The organism is Vibrio sp. YT-18 (assembly GCF_033337345.1).
Taxonomy (GTDB): domain Bacteria; phylum Pseudomonadota; class Gammaproteobacteria; order Enterobacterales; family Vibrionaceae; genus Vibrio; species Vibrio alginolyticus.
This window is the reverse complement of sequence record NZ_JAWOQO010000010.1, coordinates 83,186-101,639: the sequence shown is the minus strand read 5'-3', so window position 1 is coordinate 101,639 and position 18,454 is coordinate 83,186. Positions and strand designations below refer to the sequence as shown.

Genomic DNA, 18,454 nt, shown 5'->3' with positions numbered 1-18,454 from the left:
AGCGTTCCTCGTTCGAATAGTTGAGCAATTTCACATATTTTCATGTACACACTTCGTCCTTATCAAGCCGACTCGGTTAAAGCCGTTATTCATTACTTTCGTAAACACTCGACACCAGCAGTGATCGTGCTGCCAACCGGTGCAGGAAAAAGCTTGGTGATCGCAGAACTTGCTCGCCTTGCGAAAGGACGAGTGTTAGTCCTCGCCCACGTAAAAGAACTGGTCGAGCAAAACCACGCAAAGTATGAAGGTTATGGTTTAAAAGGTTCCATCTTCTCAGCAGGATTGGGACGAAAAGAAACTGACCAGCAAGTCGTGTTTGCTTCGGTTCAATCGGTCGTACGTAACTTAGATTCGTTCAAAAACCAGTTTTCTCTGCTCGTTATTGATGAGTGCCATCGTGTGCCAGATGACAAAAACAGCAGCTACCAAAAAGTTATTACTCACTTACGAGAACTGAACCCTGGCATTAAGGTGCTAGGACTAACTGCAACGCCCTATCGTTTAGGAATGGGCTGGATTTATCAGTATCACACCCGAGGTCAAGTGCGAACCGAAGAGCCTCGATTCTTCCGCGATTGTATTTTCGAACTGCCGATCCGTTACTTGCTCGACGAAAACTTCCTCACTCCAGCCCGCATGATGGATGCGCCCGTTTTGTCTTACGACTTCTCTCAGCTGAAGCCCGCTAACACCGGACGCTACAAAGAAGCAGAAATGGACATGGTGATCGATAAAGCCAAACGTGCGACTCCACAAATTGTTGAGCAAATCATGCAATATGCGAAAGAGCGTCAAGGTGTCATGATCTTCGCTGCAACTGTTCGACACGCACAGGAGATACACAGTTTATTGCCAGAAGGCGAAACTGAAATCGTCATTGGTGATACACCTACGCCGGAGCGCGATGCGATCATCCAAGCGTTCAAGAATCGTCAAATAAAATACTTAGTCAATGTTTCGGTACTGACAACCGGGTTTGATGCGCCGCATGTCGATTTAATCGCGATTTTGCGACCAACAGAGTCAGTCAGTCTGTACCAACAGATAGTAGGACGAGGATTACGCTTATCAGACGGAAAATCAGAATGTTTAGTGCTTGATTACGCAGGCAACAGCTACGATTTATACCAACCTGAAGTCGGTGATCCAAAACCAGACTCTGACAGTGAAATTATCACGATTCCTTGCCCGGCTTGCGGATTCAATAACAACTTCTGGGGTAAGTTGGATAGTAACGGTTTCTTGGTTGAACACTTTGGCAGACGTTGCCAAGGTTACTTTGAAGATGAAGACACAGGCGAACGTGAACACTGTGGCTACCGTTTTCGTGCCAAATACTGTGGTGAATGTGGTGCGGACAACGATATCGCTGCACGAATTTGTCATGAGTGTGACGCGACGCTCGTTGACCCAGATAAAAAGCTAAAAGAAGCCCTTAATCTCAAAGATGCATTAATCTTTGAATGCACAGAAATGGACCTATCTGTATTTAAGTCCAGTGATGGTAAATCTCAGCTAAAAGTGACGTATTCTGGTGAACCATACCAAGGCGAAGGCAATGCGTTAGTTCATGAGTTTTGGTCATTGAGTACCAAAAAACAAAAACAAACGTTTAAAGATCAGTTCGTACGTCCCCACTTAGCAGACAAGCATCGCCCTTTTGAAGAGGCTTCACCGACACGCGTTGTCGCTAATCAACATCGTTTCCGTTTGCCTCAGTTTGTTATTGCTAGAAAATCTGGTCGCTTTTGGAAGCTGCGAGATAAAATTTTTGAAGATGAGTTGAAATAACATCCACAACACATGGCAAAACTTAATTAGCTGATTCACTCTCTGTTCATCTATATCCGATATACTGCGGCTAACGCTCCAGAAAAGGTTTGACTATGTATAAAGCAACGACTTCTCTACATTCTGCGTTACTTTTCGGCCTTATTGCGACATTCATGTGTGCACCAAGTTTTGCCAAGCATGGCAACGAGTACACATCACAAAATGGCCACGCCATCGTGCAAGATGTCGAAAAGCCAGGAACACGTATCGAATTCGATGAAGATCAAGATGAGGTCTATCGCGCGGTTCAACAAGGATATATACGACCATTTTCGGAACTTTACGCCGCAGTAGAAAACGACCTATACGGCCGCATCATCAAGGTCGAGCTTGAAGAAGATGATGATGCTTGGGTGTATGAATTGAAAATTCTGTACAACAATAGCGTCCTGAAAGTTGAGTACGACGCCGCCACGCTGGAAATGCTTGAGATCAAAGGTCGCAGCTTTAACAAAGCGTTAAAGCCGCAAAACAACTAAACTTGTCTAATGCGTAATCCAGACGCGATGCGTAGCTTACTTCGATAAAAATCCAAACATAATAAGAATCATCAATATGAAAATACTTGTTGTTGAAGATGATCCTCGTTTAGGCGAGCAAATCATCGAAACATTAGAAAGTACCGGCTGGGTACCAGAACTGTCCCAAGATGGCATAGACGCTCTGTATCGCGCGACTTCGGAAGAATGGGACGCCATTGTTCTTGACCTCGGCTTGCCAAAACTGGATGGTCTTACCGTCCTAAAAGGCATCCGAGATGAAAACATTAATACTCCTGTCGTGATTCTAAGCGCTCGCGACACCCTAACGCAGCGAGTTGAAGGCTTAAACGCAGGTGCAGACGATTACCTAACTAAACCATTTGAAATGGTTGAGCTTATCGCTCGTATTCGTGCACAGCTACGAAGAGCCTCTGGTAATGCCTCTCCTGTGATGCAAATTGGCGACTTGAGCTTGGATACACGCACTTCTAAAGTCATGTGGCAAGGGCAAGCGGTAAGCTTGACGGCGCTAGAGTATAAAGTGGTCGCTTACTTTATGCATAACCCGGAAAAAGTGATTTCTCGAACCGAACTCGTCGAGCACATTTACAAACAAGACTTTGATCGTGACTCCAACACAATCGAAGTTTTTATCGGCCGAATTCGCAAAAAAATCGCACCAAAGATCATCAAAACTGTCCGAGGGTTGGGATACCAATTAAATGCCGAATAGAAACAGGCTACCGTTGAACGCAATAAAACGACTGAGTATCAAAAGTCGCCTCGTTTTAGCGGCGATCGTTTGGTTAACGGCAATGATCCTCGCCGCTGGTGTGACGATACCGACGCAGGTCTACAACTATATGGTTGATGACACTCGCTCACAGCTCAGCATTTTTATGGATGAAGTCGCCGCACAGTTAGAAGTCGATAACACCGGGCATCTTTCACTCGCAGCTCAGCTATCAGACCCTCGATTTAACCGACCTTACAGTGGTTTGTATTGGAGTGCCTCTACAGAGGCAAGCCTCGAACGTTCTCGTTCGTTGTGGGACAAAAAAATCGAATACAAAGGTTTGGATAAAGATGCGTATGGAGCAAGAGGCGAAAAACTAATTACGCTAGAAAAAGCACTGTATCTTCCTGATTACGATGGTCCTATTCACATTATTATTGGTATTGACGAAGAGCCCATTAAAAATACCCTTCAAACGTTAATCGGCCAACTTTGGCTTATTTTGGGTTTATTATTCGCGGGCGTACTTACCGTCATTTTACTGCAAATTGCTTGGTCATTGAGTCCGCTTACAAAGCTACAAAAAGAATTAGCCGAGCTGAAGTCTGGTAATAAAAAGAGTCTAGAAGAAACCTACCCAAAAGAGATTTCTCCTCTAATCTTCGACCTCAACGCTCTGCTGTTCCATTACCAAGAATTACTAGAGAGAGCTCGCAATCATGCAGGTAACCTATCTCATGCACTTAAAACGCCACTTTCTGTTCTAAAAAATGAAGTTCAGACGTTAGAACCTGAGGCACAATCCCGTCTCAGAGCTCCAATCAATCAAATACAAGACCATATCGATTACCATTTGGGTCGTGCCCGTATGGCCGGATCGATGAACATATTATCAGTGAAGTCGAACCCAGCAGATCGTGTGGATGCTATCTCAATGGCGTTTGATAAAGTGTATGCGAGCCGAAGCATTACCTTAATTAATGAACTTGATTCAGAGCTGAATGTAGCAGTAGAGCAGACCGATCTCGATGAAATGCTAGGTAACTTGCTAGAAAATGGCTATAAGTGGGCCAACAGCATGATTCGTGTGCACTCCTCTCAGGATAAGGAAAATATACACATCATTATTGAAGATGATGGGCCAGGCATCCCTAAAGAGAAACTGAGTCAAGTAATCAAGAGAGGAGTTAGATTGGATGAAACAACCCCTGGCTCAGGTCTTGGTCTAAACATAGTCAGTGAAATGGCACACAGTTACCGAGGTCAGTTAACATTGGATACAAGCGCTTTAGGTGGATTAAAAGCATCTTTAGTCTTACATCTCAGCCGAACATAAAGCATATAACACATAAACTTTGTTTTTCGGACCATGATCAGTAAACCGATGAAAATGAAGTCGATGTGAACAAAATCCAAGCAAAGCGTTAAAAGGGATAGCCTTCCACCCCGCTAAATCATACCTTTTTGTTGATTTGGATACGATTTGGGTTGCCCATTTATAATTGGAATGATAGTATCCGCGCTCGCTTGAACAGTTCCTGTTTCAAGCTTTACCACGAACAACAAGGTCGCATTGTTGATTGTGAACATTTGATTTTTACTAATTTGAGAGTAAATACTATGAAATTCGAAGCAGTAGTACGTACTGAACTAGGTAAAGGTGCGAGCCGCCGCCTACGTCACGCTGGCAAATTCCCTGCAGTTGTATACGGCGGTGAAGCAGCAGCAGTAGCTATCGTTCTTAACCACGACGACATCGTAAACCAAATGGACAAGCCTGAATTCTACGAAGGCATCGTTCTAGTTATCGATGGCAAAGAAGTTAAAGTTAAGCCACAAGACGTTCAACGTCACGCGTTCAAGCCAAAAGTTGAACACATGGACTTCATCCGCATCTAATTCCCTACCAAGGAATTAATCGGATTAAATCCAAACCTTTTGCATAAAAGATAATCGGACTTACCAACCGAGACATCTAAAAAATTTCAAAACCCCGGAGTCTTACCACCTCCGGGGTTTTACTATATTTAGCATATAGCATTTGATTTATGAGCGGGCAATATACTTCACTAAAGTGAGATCGGTCAGCGTCATACTCTCAATCACTTCCGACTCTTCCTCTCCAGTACGCACAAAACCACACTTCTTGTAAAAGTTAAGCCCCTGTTGATTAGTATCCAGTGCTTTCAAACTGATCTGCATAACTGACGTAGAGAGCAAACGTGTCTCTAACTCATCTAACAGTGCACTTCCTGCTCCTTGCCCATAATGTAGCGGCGTAACGTAGCAACATGTCACTAATGCCGTTTTATCTTCGCTGGTGTGGTTAGGTAACTCGTAACTTAAAAAGCCAACAATTTCTCCTTGCCTCTCAACTACGATCAATTGGGCCAGTTGCTCCGTCATCACTCGTGCCCACATCCTTTCTCGACGCTCAATCGTAAACTGCTCTATGTAGCTCTTTGGCATTAATCCTTTATACGCCACCTGCCAAGAATCAACGTGTATCTTGGCGATTTGGGCTGCTTCCTTTTTGAGTGCGTCCCTTACTGTGTATCTCATAAGCATCCTTTATTAGCGTTCACCACTTACAAATTCTTTTAACCCTACCCTTTAAACCAAAGCTCAAAGATAACAGCTACAGTCGCAACGCTTTACATTAATCCATTTCATTTTCATTAATTAAATGATAGTTCACATCATAATATTCGAAGAAGAACGATCCATTATTTACTTTTCATTTTGACTCATTAGGTTGAATCTATTTGTTTAAACACTCGAGTGTCAAATGCGGAATAAGCACGATAAGGTATCGGATGAGGATAAATAAACGATGCCTAAAGCATAAGGTTTCTAAACGATCGCAATTATAGTAAAGAGATAAATACAATTTTTGATAGAGTTAGGCAGAATAAAGCCATAATCAAATGAGTTTCAATTCTGTGCTGTTCATTATGCATACAAACCGAGCCCCTCATCATTAGAGCGAAAATTTATAACGATTTGTGTCATACCTATTAGGGAAAACATAAACTTGGCAAAATTATCACCAAAATCAGCGTAATACTTCGCAAAAATGCGCATTGATTCACACAAACAACACACATTCAATTAACTACCTCACAAAAAATAGAGCTAGCTATATAAAATAAATACTAAATACCAATTCTGTTTATTTATAGACGTAGTTTGCAGGCTTATTAATTCATTTCTCCGATAGAAGTATAAATAAGAGATAGATCACTAAAGTTTCACATTAATTCCGTATATTTCACGCCGTAACAATAACAAAATCACAAAGAAAGGATCCCTTATGAAGTTTTCCAAATCTCTTTTGGTAGTGGCAGTGGGCGCTGCGCTAGCAGGATGCGGCTCAGACAGCGACAATTCTCCAGTAACCTGCGAGACTGCAGATTCTTGTACTAAGTTCACCGTTCTCCACACTAACGATAACCATGGTCGCTTTTGGCATAACAGCGACGGCGAATACGGCATGGCTGCGCGTCACACTTTAATCGAATCTATCCGCGCAGAAGTCGAAGCAAAAGGCGGTGAAACCATTCTGCTATCTGGCGGTGATATTAATACCGGCGTACCAGAATCAGACATGCAAGATGCGGTTCCAGACTTCGTAGGGATGAACCTACTTGGTTACGATGCAATGGCTGTCGGTAACCACGAATTTGATAACTCACTAGATATTCTCGATATGCAAGCCGAGCTAGCTGACTTCCCTATGCTGGCTGCGAATATCTATAAAAAAGATACAAACGAGCGTTACTTCGACCCTTACAAAGTATTTACTATCAACGGCCTTAAGATCGCTGTTATTGGTCTAACAACGCAAGACACTGCGAAGCTAGTCAATCCAGACAACGTATCAAACATCCACTTCGAAGACCCTCAAGTAGAAATCAAAAAGGTACTGAATGAAATCGAAGAGAACGAAAAGGTAGACCTAGTATTTGCAACGACGCACATGGGTCACTACGAAGATGGCAAAAACGGTAGTGAAGCACCAGGTGACGTTAAACTCGCTCGCTCTCTTGAAGAAGGACAGCTAAACGCTATCATCGGTGGTCACTCGCAAAACCCTGTATGTATGGAACCAGGTACCAATGAGTATGCTGATTTCAAACCTGGGGATGATTGTGCCCCAGACCAACAAAAAGGTACTTGGATTATGCAAGCGCATGAGTGGGGTAAATATGTGGGTCGTGCAGACTTCGAATACTACGACGGCAAGCTTCACTTAGCAAACTACGCACTGATTCCTGTAAACCTTCTAGACGAAAACGATGAAGTTATCGGTGAACGAATTCAACAAGATGCAACAGTAAAAGCGTTACTACTGCCATACCAACAACAAGGTCAAGAGTTATTAGATGAGAAGATTTCTAATACGACGGGTAAGTTAGAAGGTGATCGTAACGTAGTTCGCTCTCAACAAACTAACCTAGGTCACCTACTCGGCGAGGCATACCGTACTTACAAAACGGTAAATGCTGACTTTGGTGTGATGAACTCTGGCGGCGTGCGTGATTCAATCCAAGATGGTGATATCACTTACCGTGACGTACTAACGGTTCAGCCATTTGGTAACTTCGTGACTAAAGCAACTATGACAGGTAAAGAAGTTAAAGAATACCTAGACGTGGTTGCGACGAAATCTGCAGGGTCTGGTGCTTACGCTCAACTAGATAACATCACTTTAGATGTAAATTGTGATGCTGGCTCAGTAACCATTACCGATATTAACAATAAAGGCTTCGATCTAGACGCAACGTACACATTCTCTGTAATCAGCTTCAGTGCTGCTGGTGGCGATAACTATCCAATTATCGATGTTCAATCTACACAGCTAACCGATGCATACGTTTTGCGCGAGTTCTTCGTAAACAACCCACAAATCTCTGCGGATAACTACAACAAGAACTTAGAGAACATCAAGTACTTCAGTAATGGCCAACCAGTAAAAGGTTGTCCTGCAACTGGTAGCTAATACTCAACACCTTACCCCTGGCGCTAAGAGCTTTTACAAGCAATTTCGTCAGGGCTTTCCTTAAAACCGAAGCTTTGTGCTTCGGTTTTTTATTTTCGATAAATTACTGAAAACTCTCCACCTTCACAATATGTTCAAAAATTGTTCATTTGTGTTATTGACGCCCCTGTGTTGGGCTTCTATGTTTGATAAGGTCTTTTAAATATGCAGGTTCATCGGCTAAATTTCGCGAAACATTTTTAATCGCATAGTCAATGATTCTGAGAAAGATGTGAATGGCGTTACAAACACTGCTCTCAAACAATTTGTCTTTGGACTTCAAACGATGGTGATGTGCCTCCACGCGCACACTAATGAGCAGCGATCTGGACGTCAATGTGTTCAAACTGCTGCCATCGAGTTCTGGAGGTCAAAAATGAAACGAGCCAGCAATAGCTACAGACTCCAAATGATCAAAGAAGTAGTTACCCGTAGAGAGCGTGAAGCTTGTACGGATCCTATGGCGAGATATATTCATCAACTGATGGATGAACGCCCAACAAGTAAATTAGATGTTGAATTCAATCATCGATTTTCAGGAAATCACTTCGACGAACAAGCGGGAGGCTGGGTTAGCGACCGTTGGTCGATGAAATAACGCCAATTACCGCTCTATAGGGAAAATGGATAGGAGATTCCCGGTTCTTAAAGGACACCTTGCCGGACCGGGAATATGTAAAAGCCTAATCAGAACCGAAAGCGTAAACCCATTGATTGAACAAGAGTTCTAGAATAAGTCTTGTTGAGGCGATGACTCATCTTGAAGCTGTTCTGGCTTCGTCTTCCCCGCCAACATCTTTCTTCTGTACCTTTGACGACACAACTTAATAACGTGCAACTGCTGAGCGGGGGTTAAGTTAAGCCAATTAAACCTTTCCTCTCTCTTTCTCATACACCCCTTGCAATACCCTTTTTCATCGGAGGTACATACTCCAACACAAGGGCTTGGGACAGTAAAAAACTCCAGTTGCTCCATACTAAAACCGCTCTTTCCATATTAGGGCGTATTGGCCTAGTTTAAATAATGAGAAGATTAGTCAGCAACAAAATCTGCTATATACTTCGTTATGTCAAAAACATACGAAACCATAACCTTATGCTGACAAAAACAGTGTTTTATTACTTATACTTACCGCGTTTATAAAAACGGAGTCTATAAAATGAAGCTTAGCCTAAAAACGTTAGTTACAGCAATCTCTCTCCCTGTTCTTATGACTGCTTGTGCTAGCAACGGTGATGATGTGAAAGAAATAACGGCTCAAGATTTGCAGCACCACAACTGGGAACTTGTTCAAGTTGATGGCAAAAATATCGTTCTAGACGAACACCAAAAAGCTGCTCGCCTAGAAATCGGTGAAAATCTAACCGCAAACGGCAACGCAGGTTGTAACAACTTCTTCGGTCAAGCCGAGCTGAAAAACAACCAACTACGCATCGAAAAAATGGGCATGACCATGAAGATGTGTATGGAAGATCAAATGAAGATCGAAAACGCAATGACACAAACACTATCTAACTGGAGCGATATCACGCTAACTAAAGATGGTCTTGTTCTGAAAAGTGCCGATCACGAATTGACGTTTACACTACGTGACTGGGTAAACTAATCCCAACTAAGTAAACCAAATAGTATTTTGAAAGCAGCCAGACGGCTGCTTTTTTATATCGATGAATCGTTAGTCATGCATGCTAAAGTCATTTAAATGGCCAACTTTCTTTCTCTTTTCGCCCTCAATTCCATGCTTTAGACATCAATTTTGCTCTGTAAAACAACCTATTCATATCTCTGGGGACAATAATTTTCAATTACTTGAAAGAATATCCTCAAACAAACGGTCCGCTCCTAAAATGACACCAAATTTGTCCTTTCTTCGTTTTGCTTCACATTGAGAGTAATTCTTTGAATCAATGAGTGATTCCGTTTGGGATTGGCATTGATAATAGAGAGAGATGAATTACTATCCTTGTAACAGAGCGGAACGACTTGCGAAAACATCAATAGAAACGAAAGCAAGCACCAAAAGACATAACACGGAATAGATATGAAAAAGCTACTCAGCAGCATTGGCATTTTAGCCACGACTTTTGCGACACCTTCTTTTGCCGATTCATCAGTGAATAGCGAATGGCAAAAAATCGAACAGCAAGCCGACGGGCAATCCGTCTACTTTCATGCTTGGGGCGGGAGCCAAGAAATTAATCGCTACATACAGTGGGCGAGTAGAGAGCTAAAATCACGTTATAACGTGACGCTAAACCACGTTAAAGTAACTGATATTTCTGAGACCACTACTCGACTTATCGCAGAAAAAGCAGCAGGCAAAAACAGCGGTGGTAGTGTTGATATGGTTTGGATCAATGGCGAAAACTTCAAATCAATGAAGGATAACCAATTGCTATTTGGTCCTTTTGTCGAAGGTTTGCCAAGCTGGCAATATGTGGATAAATCTCTACCAATTGATGTGGACTTCTCCGAGCCAACAGAAGGTCTAGAAGCACCTTGGGGAGTAGGACAATTAGTGTTTATCCATGACGAGCAAACCCTCCATAACCCTCCAAAATCATTCTCAGAAATGCTGAGCTATGCAAAAGCGTTCCCGAATCGCCTGACTTACCCTCGACCACCAGAGTTTCATGGCACAAGCTTTATCAAAGCATTACTCATTGAACTGTCTAACAACGCCCCTGAGCTGCAACAACCAGTTACCGATGACACGTTTGAACAAGTCACTCAACCGCTGTGGTCTTATCTAGATGAGTTCCATAAAGTCGCTTGGCGCGGTGGTAAGCAGTTTCCAGGCGGTACAGCAGAAACCCTTCAGCTACTAGATGATGGTCAGACTGACCTGGCGATTACCTTTAACCCGAACGCGGTTTTCTCTGCGCAGTCGAGCGGTAATCTTGCAGAGAGCACCAAAGCGTACGCAATGGACGCAGGAGCACTCTCAAATATCCACTTTTTAGCGATTCCTTGGAACGCAAATGCCAGTGCTGGTGCACAAGTTGCGATAAACTTTTTATTGAGCCCTGAAGCACAGTCTCGCAAAGGTAACCTAAACATCTGGGGCGACCCTTCGGTACTAAGCAACCAATACCTAACTGGTTCGGCCAAAAACACTCAACAATTCAAATCTATCGCTGAGCCACATCCAAGTTGGCAAGCGGCGTTGGAAAAAGAATGGTTGAAACGCTACGGGAATTAGTAAGAATCCATGTTAAGAGCGCTGTATTTAGTCATTATCGCAGTTTGTATTTTGCCTACCATTCCGGGGCTACTTGGAGTGGTGGTCTCTGCGCTCGGTTATGTACCTCCTATCGGTCTACACCACTTTTCTTTTGATGGCTTCAATGCCGTCTTTGATTGGGAAGGTGTTTGGACATCCATCGGGCTTACTTTCTACTCCGCCATTTTCAGTAGCTACTTGGCTTGCTTCATCACGTTTGCCATTCTACAGGCGTCTTGGGGCAGCAAGTTTTGGCGAAAAATTGAAGTTAGCCTTTCCCCACTTCTCGCTATGCCGCACGTCGCGTTTGCAATTGGCTTTGCGTTCTTGCTTGCCCCAACTGGTATGGGCGTTCGTGTTCTCAACCAACTGTTTGGTTACGACCCGAATGCACAAACGGTGAATGACTTAGCATTGCTGATTAAGGACCCACATGCACTCGGTTTGATCATCATGCTTGCGATTAAAGAAGTGCCGTTTTTATTGTTGATGAGTATTCCGATCCTTCAGCAATTGAAAGTCGATAAGGTTGAAAAAGTCAGTCACTCGATGGGCTACAGTTCCGCGCAAGCGTGGTGGAAATGCGTATTTCCGCAATGGTTAGCAAAACTTCGTTTCCCAATGCTGGCGGTATTGGCTTACAGTTTGTCCGTTGTCGATGTCGCCCTGATTATTGGCCCTACCAACCCACCCACGTTTGCGGTTTTGGTATGGCAATGGTTTAACGATCCAGATTTATCGCTCCTACCAAGAGCTGCCGCTGGCGCAGTAATACTGTTTGCGATCGCTAGCCTTTTGATTGGATTTGCACGCTTAATGGAATGGTGTATTACCAAAGGCTTCAAACGCTGGCAGTACTCTGGTCGAAACGGGTTTCGTTTACCCGGTAAAACCCTATTTTCACTGGTCGCGCTACTTGCACTTCTAATGATTCCACTCATGGTGCTGTGGAGCTTTGCCCAACGTTGGCGCTTTCCAGATTTGCTCCCAAGCCGTTACAGCCTGCGTTTTTGGGAATACGAATGGCACAGTATTCTAGGGACTCTAGAACAAAGTATGTCAATCGCCCTAATCAGCGCGACTGTCGCGCTAGTTCTTGCTTTAATAGCACATGAGTATCGTCTCCGTTATCGCTGGCAGGTGCCCGGTTACATCATCGCCATCCCAATGCTGATTCCTCAGCTATCCGTGCTATTCGGTATGCAAGTAGTGACGCTGTACTTAAACAGTAATGCGTATTTCTTTTGGGTATGTTGGGCGCATGTATTCTTTGCGTTCCCATTTATTTACCTCTCGCTAGACGGTCCGTGGCGCAGCTTCGATAACGGCTTAACTCGCGTCGCACTCAGCTTGGGTAAATCACCGATGCAAGCTTGGTTAAAAGTGAAACTGCCAATCCTCCTGCCTGCAATTGCATTCGCGTGGGCTGTCGGTATTAGTGTCAGCCTGGCGCAATACCTACCAACATTGGTGCTAGGGGCTGGGCGCATTAGCACCATCACAACCGAAGCCGTTGCACTATCCAGTGGTTTTGACCGACGTGTCACCGCTATTTACGCCATTTGGCAAGCTCTGCTGCCATTCTTGTTCTTTTCTTTTGCGATACTGCTTAGCCACTTGCACAGGAAGTATCGCCGCTTGTCTATAAAAGGTTTACTACTGAATGAGTCTTTGTCTCGAAAACCTCGCCATCCGTAAAACCAATGGCGACGCGCTTTTTTCAGCGTTCAACATGACCGTAGAAAAAGGTGAAATCGTTACCCTGATGGGGCCTAGCGGTTGTGGTAAATCCACTTTGTTGGATGCCATTGCCGGGCACCTATCCGCCGAGTTCAACTACTCTGGATCCATTACGCTTGATAACGAAAAGTTGGATGCCCTCCCTGCCCATAAGCGTCAGGTCGGTATTCTATTCCAAGAAGATTTGCTCTTCCCTCATTTAACGGTGTGGGAGAACCTTGCCTTCGCGCTACCAAACTCAATCAAAGGTGAAGAGCGTAAAGCTCACGCTATGCAAGCACTGAAGAACATTTCATTGACCAAACTAGCAGAGTCCTTTCCTGACCAAATTTCGGGAGGGCAACGTGCCCGTATCTCATTGACTCGTATGCTGCTAGCAAAGCCAAAAGTTGCGCTACTTGATGAGCCCTATAGCAAGCTGGATAAAGACCTGCGCGTGCAATTTCGCAATTGGGTGGTCGAACAATTGCAGCAAGCGAACATCCCTACTTTGATGGTAACGCACGATGAAGACGATATTCCTGATGGCAGCAGCTGCCTAAACTGGCCGTGGGAGACAAATCATGCTTGATAGCCTGAGTATAAAGCTCATCCGCAAACCGCTGGCACTCAGTGCGAAATATCTCGATAAATGTGGTATCACTGCAAATCAGACGACAGTGTTTGGTTTTGTACTTGGCTGTTTTGCCCTGCCGGCTTTGATCACCGAACAGTACTTGTTGGCGTTGCTGTTTATTTTGCTGAACAGAATCTGTGATGGGTTAGACGGTGCACTGGCGAGGATTCAAGGCATTACCGATGCGGGTGGTTTTCTTGATATCAGCTTAGATTTTTTGTTCTATTCGTTGATTCCTTTTGGCTTTGTGCTTGCCAACCCAGAGCACAATGCCGTTGCAGGCGCATTTTTGATTTTTTCCTTCATCGGCACTGGTAGTAGCTTTTTGGCTTTTGCCATCATGGCAGGAAAACAAGGCATCGATAATCCGGTATATAAAAACAAATCGCTTTACTACATGAGCGGCTTAACCGAAGGTACAGAAACCATTGGCTGCTTGGTTTTATTTTGTTTGCTACCGCAACACTTTGCCGTCATCGCGTATATCTTTGGCGCGGCATGCTGGTTTACTACTTTTACACGTATTTATTCAGGGTTTCATACGCTTAACGATCATTAATACTGCTTAGACAATCGCGTTTCCTTAAGGGACAAGCCGCTAAGCCACTGTTTTATAAAGCACCAAAACGCAGGTTAAATTGGGGTATATACTCTTTGAATGAAGAAACCATTCGGAGGCTATATGAAAAAACAGATTAATTTAGGCATGTTGCTCACCATTACTTGTGCGCTCGTGCTTGGCGGCTGTAGCTCACCTAACCCGTACGGAGATGCATACGGCTCATCCGACACTCGCAAAGTTCAGCAGGTTTACTACGGCACAGTAGAAAAAGTAGAACCCGTAACCATTGATGCCTCTACCCAATCCAATGCCATTGGCACCATCGCTGGTGCTGCCGTGGGCGGGATCTTAGGCTCAAAAGTTGGGGGCGGTTCTGGCTCGGATATCGCTGCCATTGGTGGTGGTCTATTGGGTGGCTATGCAGGCAGCAAAGCGGCTGAAGCAACCGCGAAAAGAAATGGCGTGAATCTGACCATTCGTTTAGAGGACGGAAAGATTATCTCTATTGTTCAAGAAGCAAATCCAAACATGATTTTCCAACCAGGCCAAGCGGTCCAAATCAATGTTTCTGGTAATGACGCCAGAGTCGTTCCTCGTTAATTCGGACGAACCAAACCTTTGGCCTGCTTTAATTCAAACACCTAACCCGCGCAAGCTTACATCACTGGCTTGTTAACTTGCGCGTTTCTTTTCGTATCAAACTTGATCGTCGTCAATGGAACATCAATCTCCCACACCTTTCGATGTTCAAATGACATCAAGTTGCTAGCATGAGCCCATTCCAGATAACTTTGGGCTTGTTATGACTCCGACTGTTGACCACGTACTCCTTAATATCGCGCTAAACCTCAGCTCAAATCGCTCTCACGAGCAGCAATATCAAAATCTCATTGATGGGGTCGCGCAAGTATTCCCATGTGATGCGAGCTGCCTGTTTATCTTCGATGAGGATGGGTTTCTAACTCCTGTCGCGGTAAAAGGCTTATCCAGCTCAGTCCTAGGTCGTCGCTATTTCCCCAAGGCGCACCCTCGCTTAGATGCCATTATTCATAGCCGTGAACCGGTGCGTTTCGATGCCGATTGTTCACTGCCGGATCCTTTCGACGGCACACTATTAACTGAAGACCAATGCATTGATGTTCACGATTGCATGGGCTTTAGCTTGTATGTCGAAGGCCAACTTGTTGGCGCACTAACGATGGATGCACTAACGGTGGGCGCGTTTGATGGCATCGATCCTGTCGCTATCGAAACCTTTGCGGCTTTGACCGCTGCGACATTGCGTAACATTGCTCAGTTAAAAGCGCTCAAAGCGCAAAACCAGAAGCAAAAAAGCGTCACTCAAACCCTTATCCAGCAAGCCCGTTCTCAACATGGCGAAATGGTGGGTTTGAGTCCGCAGATCAACCAGTTACGAAACAACATTGCGACTGTTGCTCAATCAGATTACGCGGTACTTATCTTAGGAGAAACCGGAACTGGTAAAGAACTGGTCGCGCACTCGGTACACGCGCAATCTCATCGTAGCGATAAGCCGATGATTTACGTCAACTGTGCGGCTTTACCAGAAGGTCTGGCTGAGAGTGAACTGTTTGGCCATGTCAAAGGCGCATTTACAGGTGCTAATAGCCACCGTGCCGGTAAGTTTGAACTGGCAGACGGTGGAACGATTTTCCTTGATGAAGTGGGCGAACTGCCTTTGATTTTGCAAGCAAAATTGCTGCGCGTAATTCAGCAAGGCGAGCTGCAACGTGTAGGTAGCGATCAGCATTTGATGGTCAATGTGCGCATCATCGCCGCGACCAATCGACAATTAGAAAAAGAGGTCGAATCTGGCACGTTTCGAGCAGACCTTTTCCACCGTTTGAACGTGTTCCCAATCCAAGTCCCCCCACTGCGTGCCCGTGAAGGGGATATTCCCGTTTTAGCAGGATATTTGTTGGAAAAAGTACGCCAACAATTCAATGCACCCAATCTGCACGTTCATCCTAAAGTGTTGACTCAATTGGAATCTTCACCTTGGTACGGAAACGTGCGCGAGCTCGAACATACTTTAACGCGCGCGGCTTTGCACGCCATTCAACAAGGCGCAAGCACGATCATGCTTAACCATTTCGACACCTCATTGGCTCTCGGTGATGTAAAAAACACATCGCATTATTTACCCAAAGAAAGCCAACCAATGCGAGAACTGATAGAAAGCTATCAACGTGATTTAATTGAACATGCTTTAAGCCAAACTGGTGGCGTTTGGGCAAAAGCAGCGGAGTTTTTGCAAATGGATCGCGGGAACTTATATCGAATGGGTAAAAAGCTCGGGATCAATAAATAACCAACCACAAGAAGCCGATGTAATTAAGACATCATTTACGTTGTCTTAATTACATCACTCGCCCTATCAAAAACAAATAAAATCATTAAAAATCAACAAGATAATAATTGGCACGCATTCTGCTCTCTAGTGGTCAACATCACGACTATTAAAACAATCACTGGAGAACCCAATATGTTCTGTATTCAATGTGAACAGACAATTCAAACCCCTGCTGTTAAAGGTTGTTCTTTTGCACAAGGTATGTGTGGTAAAACTTCTGAAGTATCTGACCTTCAAGACGTGTTGGTTTACACACTGCAAGGGGTTTCTTTTTGGGCATCAAAAGCACTTGAATTCAACATCATTAACGATGAAATCAACCAATGGGCACCAAAGGCATTTTTCTCTACATTGACGAACGTAAACTTTGACCCTGAACGTGTCCTAGAGCTAACTTCTCAAGCGGCAACGTACAAAGCATTGCTAAAAGAGCAAGTAATGTCTGCTGCAACACTCGCCGATACCGAAGTTGCTGACATTCCTGTTGTTGCTCACTTTGAGCTACCAAATAGCGCAGAAGCAATCTTAGCTTTTGCTCCTCAAGTCGCGGTTAACCGTGGTAAGGACCAAGTACATGAAGATGTTATTGGCCTACGCTTACTTTGCCTATACGGCCTTAAGGGTGCCGCAGCATACATGGAGCACGCACGTGTTCTTGAGCAAACCAACAACGATATCTATGCCGAATACCATGAAATCATGGCGTGGTTGGGTACAGACCCTGAAGATCTTGGTGAACTACTTGATTGCTCAATGCGCATCGGCCTGATGAACTACAAAGTGATGGAAATGCTCGACCAAGGTGAAACAATGACTTTCGGCCATCCAGAACCAACCACGGTGAACGTCAAGCCAGTAAAAGGCAAATGTATTCTTGTTTCTGGCCATGATTTGCATGACCTAGAAAAAATCCTGCAACAGACTGAAGGCAAAGGCATTAACGTTTACACCAACGGTGAAATGCTACCTGCACACGGCTACCCTGAGCTGAAGAAATACCCTCATCTTGTCGGCAACTACGGCAGCGCATGGCAAAACCAGCAGAAAGAATTCGCAAACTTCCCTGGCGCAATCGTAATGACGTCAAACTGCTTGTTGAATCCAAATGTGGGTCAATACGCAGACCGTTTATTCACTCGTAGTATTGTTGGCTGGCCTGGTGTGGCTCACATCGAAGGCGATGATTTTAGCCAAGTGATTGAATGTGCTCTAGCGCAAGACGGTTTCCAACACGATGAAATCGAACACCACATCACGGTTGGTTTTGGTCGAAATGCACTGATGAACGCCGCCCCTGCGGTTATCGACCAAGTGAAGCAAGGCAACATCAAGCACTTCTTCCTAGTCGGCGGTTGTGATGGTGATAAAGCGGAACGTAGCTACTACACCGATTTTACGGCTGAAGCACCAGAAGACACGCTAATCCTGACCTTGGCGTGTGGTAAGTTCCGCTTCAATAAGAATACGTTCGGAGATATCAACGGCATCCCTCGCCTATTGGATGTGGGCCAATGTAACGATGCTTACTCTGCAATCCAGCTTGCACTTGCACTGGCGAAAGAGTTTGACTGTGATATCAATGAACTACCACTCACGCTTGTGCTTTCTTGGTTCGAGCAAAAAGCGATCGTTATCTTGCTAACGCTATTTGCATTGGGCGTGAAAGGCATTTACACAGGCCCTACTGCACCGGCATTCCTAACGCCAAACCTAATCGCCATCATCCAAGAGAAGTTCGATATGCGCAGTATTGGCAATGTTCAGGATGATCTAAAAGCCATCCTAGCAGCTTAATAAACTTGCTTGTTCGCGCCTCCTTACGCGGAGGCGCTATCTATTTCGA

Annotated in this window: 17 protein-coding genes; 15 read left to right on the top strand and 2 right to left on the bottom strand. The window is 44.5% G+C overall.

What is annotated here, in order from left to right:
* The first annotated feature begins 42 nt into the window (after positions 1-42).
* The 5 genes from R7M72_RS15110 to rplY all read left to right on the top strand — a co-directional run bounded on the left by R7M72_RS15110 (position 43) and on the right by rplY (position 4,953).
* On the top strand, positions 43-1,794 hold the full coding sequence (locus R7M72_RS15110; protein WP_021707635.1) for a DEAD/DEAH box helicase: 1,752 nt from the start codon (positions 43-45) through the stop codon (positions 1,792-1,794).
* A 155-nt stretch (positions 1,795-1,949) separates the two neighbouring features.
* Positions 1,950-2,315, top strand: a complete 366-nt coding sequence (locus tag R7M72_RS15105) for a PepSY domain-containing protein (RefSeq protein WP_372008595.1) — start codon at positions 1,950-1,952, stop codon at positions 2,313-2,315.
* A 76-nt stretch (positions 2,316-2,391) separates the two neighbouring features.
* A complete protein-coding gene (locus R7M72_RS15100) occupies positions 2,392-3,051 on the top strand; it encodes a response regulator transcription factor (protein ID WP_005378073.1) in 660 nt (219 codons plus the stop codon).
* The gene (locus R7M72_RS15095; protein ID WP_005378071.1) at positions 3,041-4,390 is read left to right on the top strand and encodes an ATP-binding protein; all 1,350 of its coding nucleotides are present in this window, start codon (positions 3,041-3,043) and stop codon (positions 4,388-4,390) included. The genes R7M72_RS15100 and R7M72_RS15095 overlap by 11 nt, the downstream gene beginning before the upstream one ends.
* 284 nt (positions 4,391-4,674) lie before the next feature.
* Entirely contained in the window at positions 4,675-4,953 is a 279-nt protein-coding gene (rplY, locus tag R7M72_RS15090; protein WP_140208582.1) for a 50S ribosomal protein L25, read from the top strand.
* 147 nt (positions 4,954-5,100) lie between these two features.
* On the opposite strand, the gene R7M72_RS15085 is transcribed toward rplY, so the two are convergent.
* Complete coding sequence (locus R7M72_RS15085; protein ID WP_017634886.1) at positions 5,101-5,616, bottom strand: GNAT family N-acetyltransferase; 516 nt, start codon at positions 5,614-5,616, stop codon at positions 5,101-5,103.
* A gap of 751 nt (positions 5,617-6,367) precedes the next feature.
* On the opposite strand from R7M72_RS15085, the gene ushA reads away from it, so the two are divergent.
* The gene (gene ushA / locus R7M72_RS15080) at positions 6,368-8,056 is read left to right on the top strand and encodes a bifunctional UDP-sugar hydrolase/5'-nucleotidase UshA (protein WP_213986660.1); all 1,689 of its coding nucleotides are present in this window, start codon (positions 6,368-6,370) and stop codon (positions 8,054-8,056) included.
* A gap of 415 nt (positions 8,057-8,471) precedes the next feature.
* On the top strand, positions 8,472-8,693 hold the full coding sequence (locus R7M72_RS15075; protein WP_005386686.1) for a hypothetical protein: 222 nt from the start codon (positions 8,472-8,474) through the stop codon (positions 8,691-8,693).
* Positions 8,694-8,822: 129 nt separating this feature from the next.
* Here the strand turns inward: R7M72_RS15075 and R7M72_RS15070 are convergent, their stop codons facing one another.
* Complete coding sequence (locus R7M72_RS15070; protein ID WP_005378062.1) at positions 8,823-9,071, bottom strand: DUF1289 domain-containing protein; 249 nt, start codon at positions 9,069-9,071, stop codon at positions 8,823-8,825.
* Between the two features lie 184 nt (positions 9,072-9,255).
* Here R7M72_RS15070 and R7M72_RS15065 point away from each other — a divergent pair, with 184 nt between their 5' ends.
* The 8 genes from R7M72_RS15065 to hcp all read left to right on the top strand — a co-directional run bounded on the left by R7M72_RS15065 (position 9,256) and on the right by hcp (position 18,405).
* Positions 9,256-9,702, top strand: coding sequence for an META domain-containing protein (locus tag R7M72_RS15065; RefSeq protein ID WP_005378077.1), 447 nt, complete (start codon positions 9,256-9,258; stop codon positions 9,700-9,702).
* A gap of 435 nt (positions 9,703-10,137) precedes the next feature.
* The gene (locus R7M72_RS15060; protein ID WP_005378079.1) at positions 10,138-11,298 is read left to right on the top strand and encodes an ABC transporter substrate-binding protein; all 1,161 of its coding nucleotides are present in this window, start codon (positions 10,138-10,140) and stop codon (positions 11,296-11,298) included.
* Positions 11,299-11,307: 9 nt separating this feature from the next.
* Positions 11,308-13,017: an ABC transporter permease gene (locus tag R7M72_RS15055; protein WP_171342724.1), complete on the top strand. Its 1,710-nt coding sequence runs from the start codon at positions 11,308-11,310 to the stop codon at positions 13,015-13,017.
* On the top strand, positions 12,983-13,630 hold the full coding sequence (locus R7M72_RS15050; protein WP_065274385.1) for an ATP-binding cassette domain-containing protein: 648 nt from the start codon (positions 12,983-12,985) through the stop codon (positions 13,628-13,630). The genes R7M72_RS15055 and R7M72_RS15050 overlap by 35 nt, the downstream gene beginning before the upstream one ends.
* Complete coding sequence (locus R7M72_RS15045) at positions 13,623-14,234, top strand: CDP-alcohol phosphatidyltransferase family protein (protein ID WP_042522015.1); 612 nt, start codon at positions 13,623-13,625, stop codon at positions 14,232-14,234. Before R7M72_RS15050 ends, R7M72_RS15045 begins: the two co-directional genes overlap by 8 nt.
* Positions 14,235-14,357: 123 nt before the next feature.
* Positions 14,358-14,837, top strand: a complete 480-nt coding sequence (locus R7M72_RS15040) for a glycine zipper 2TM domain-containing protein (protein WP_005386695.1) — start codon at positions 14,358-14,360, stop codon at positions 14,835-14,837.
* Positions 14,838-15,039: 202 nt separating this feature from the next.
* Positions 15,040-16,569 carry a nitric oxide reductase transcriptional regulator NorR gene (gene norR, locus R7M72_RS15035; protein ID WP_171342725.1) on the top strand — a complete coding sequence of 510 codons (1,530 nt, stop codon included), beginning with the start codon at positions 15,040-15,042 and terminating at the stop codon, positions 16,567-16,569.
* Positions 16,570-16,743: 174 nt separating this feature from the next.
* Positions 16,744-18,405, top strand: coding sequence for a hydroxylamine reductase (gene hcp / locus R7M72_RS15030; protein WP_054577937.1), 1,662 nt, complete (start codon positions 16,744-16,746; stop codon positions 18,403-18,405).
* The last annotated feature ends 49 nt before the right edge of the window (positions 18,406-18,454 follow it).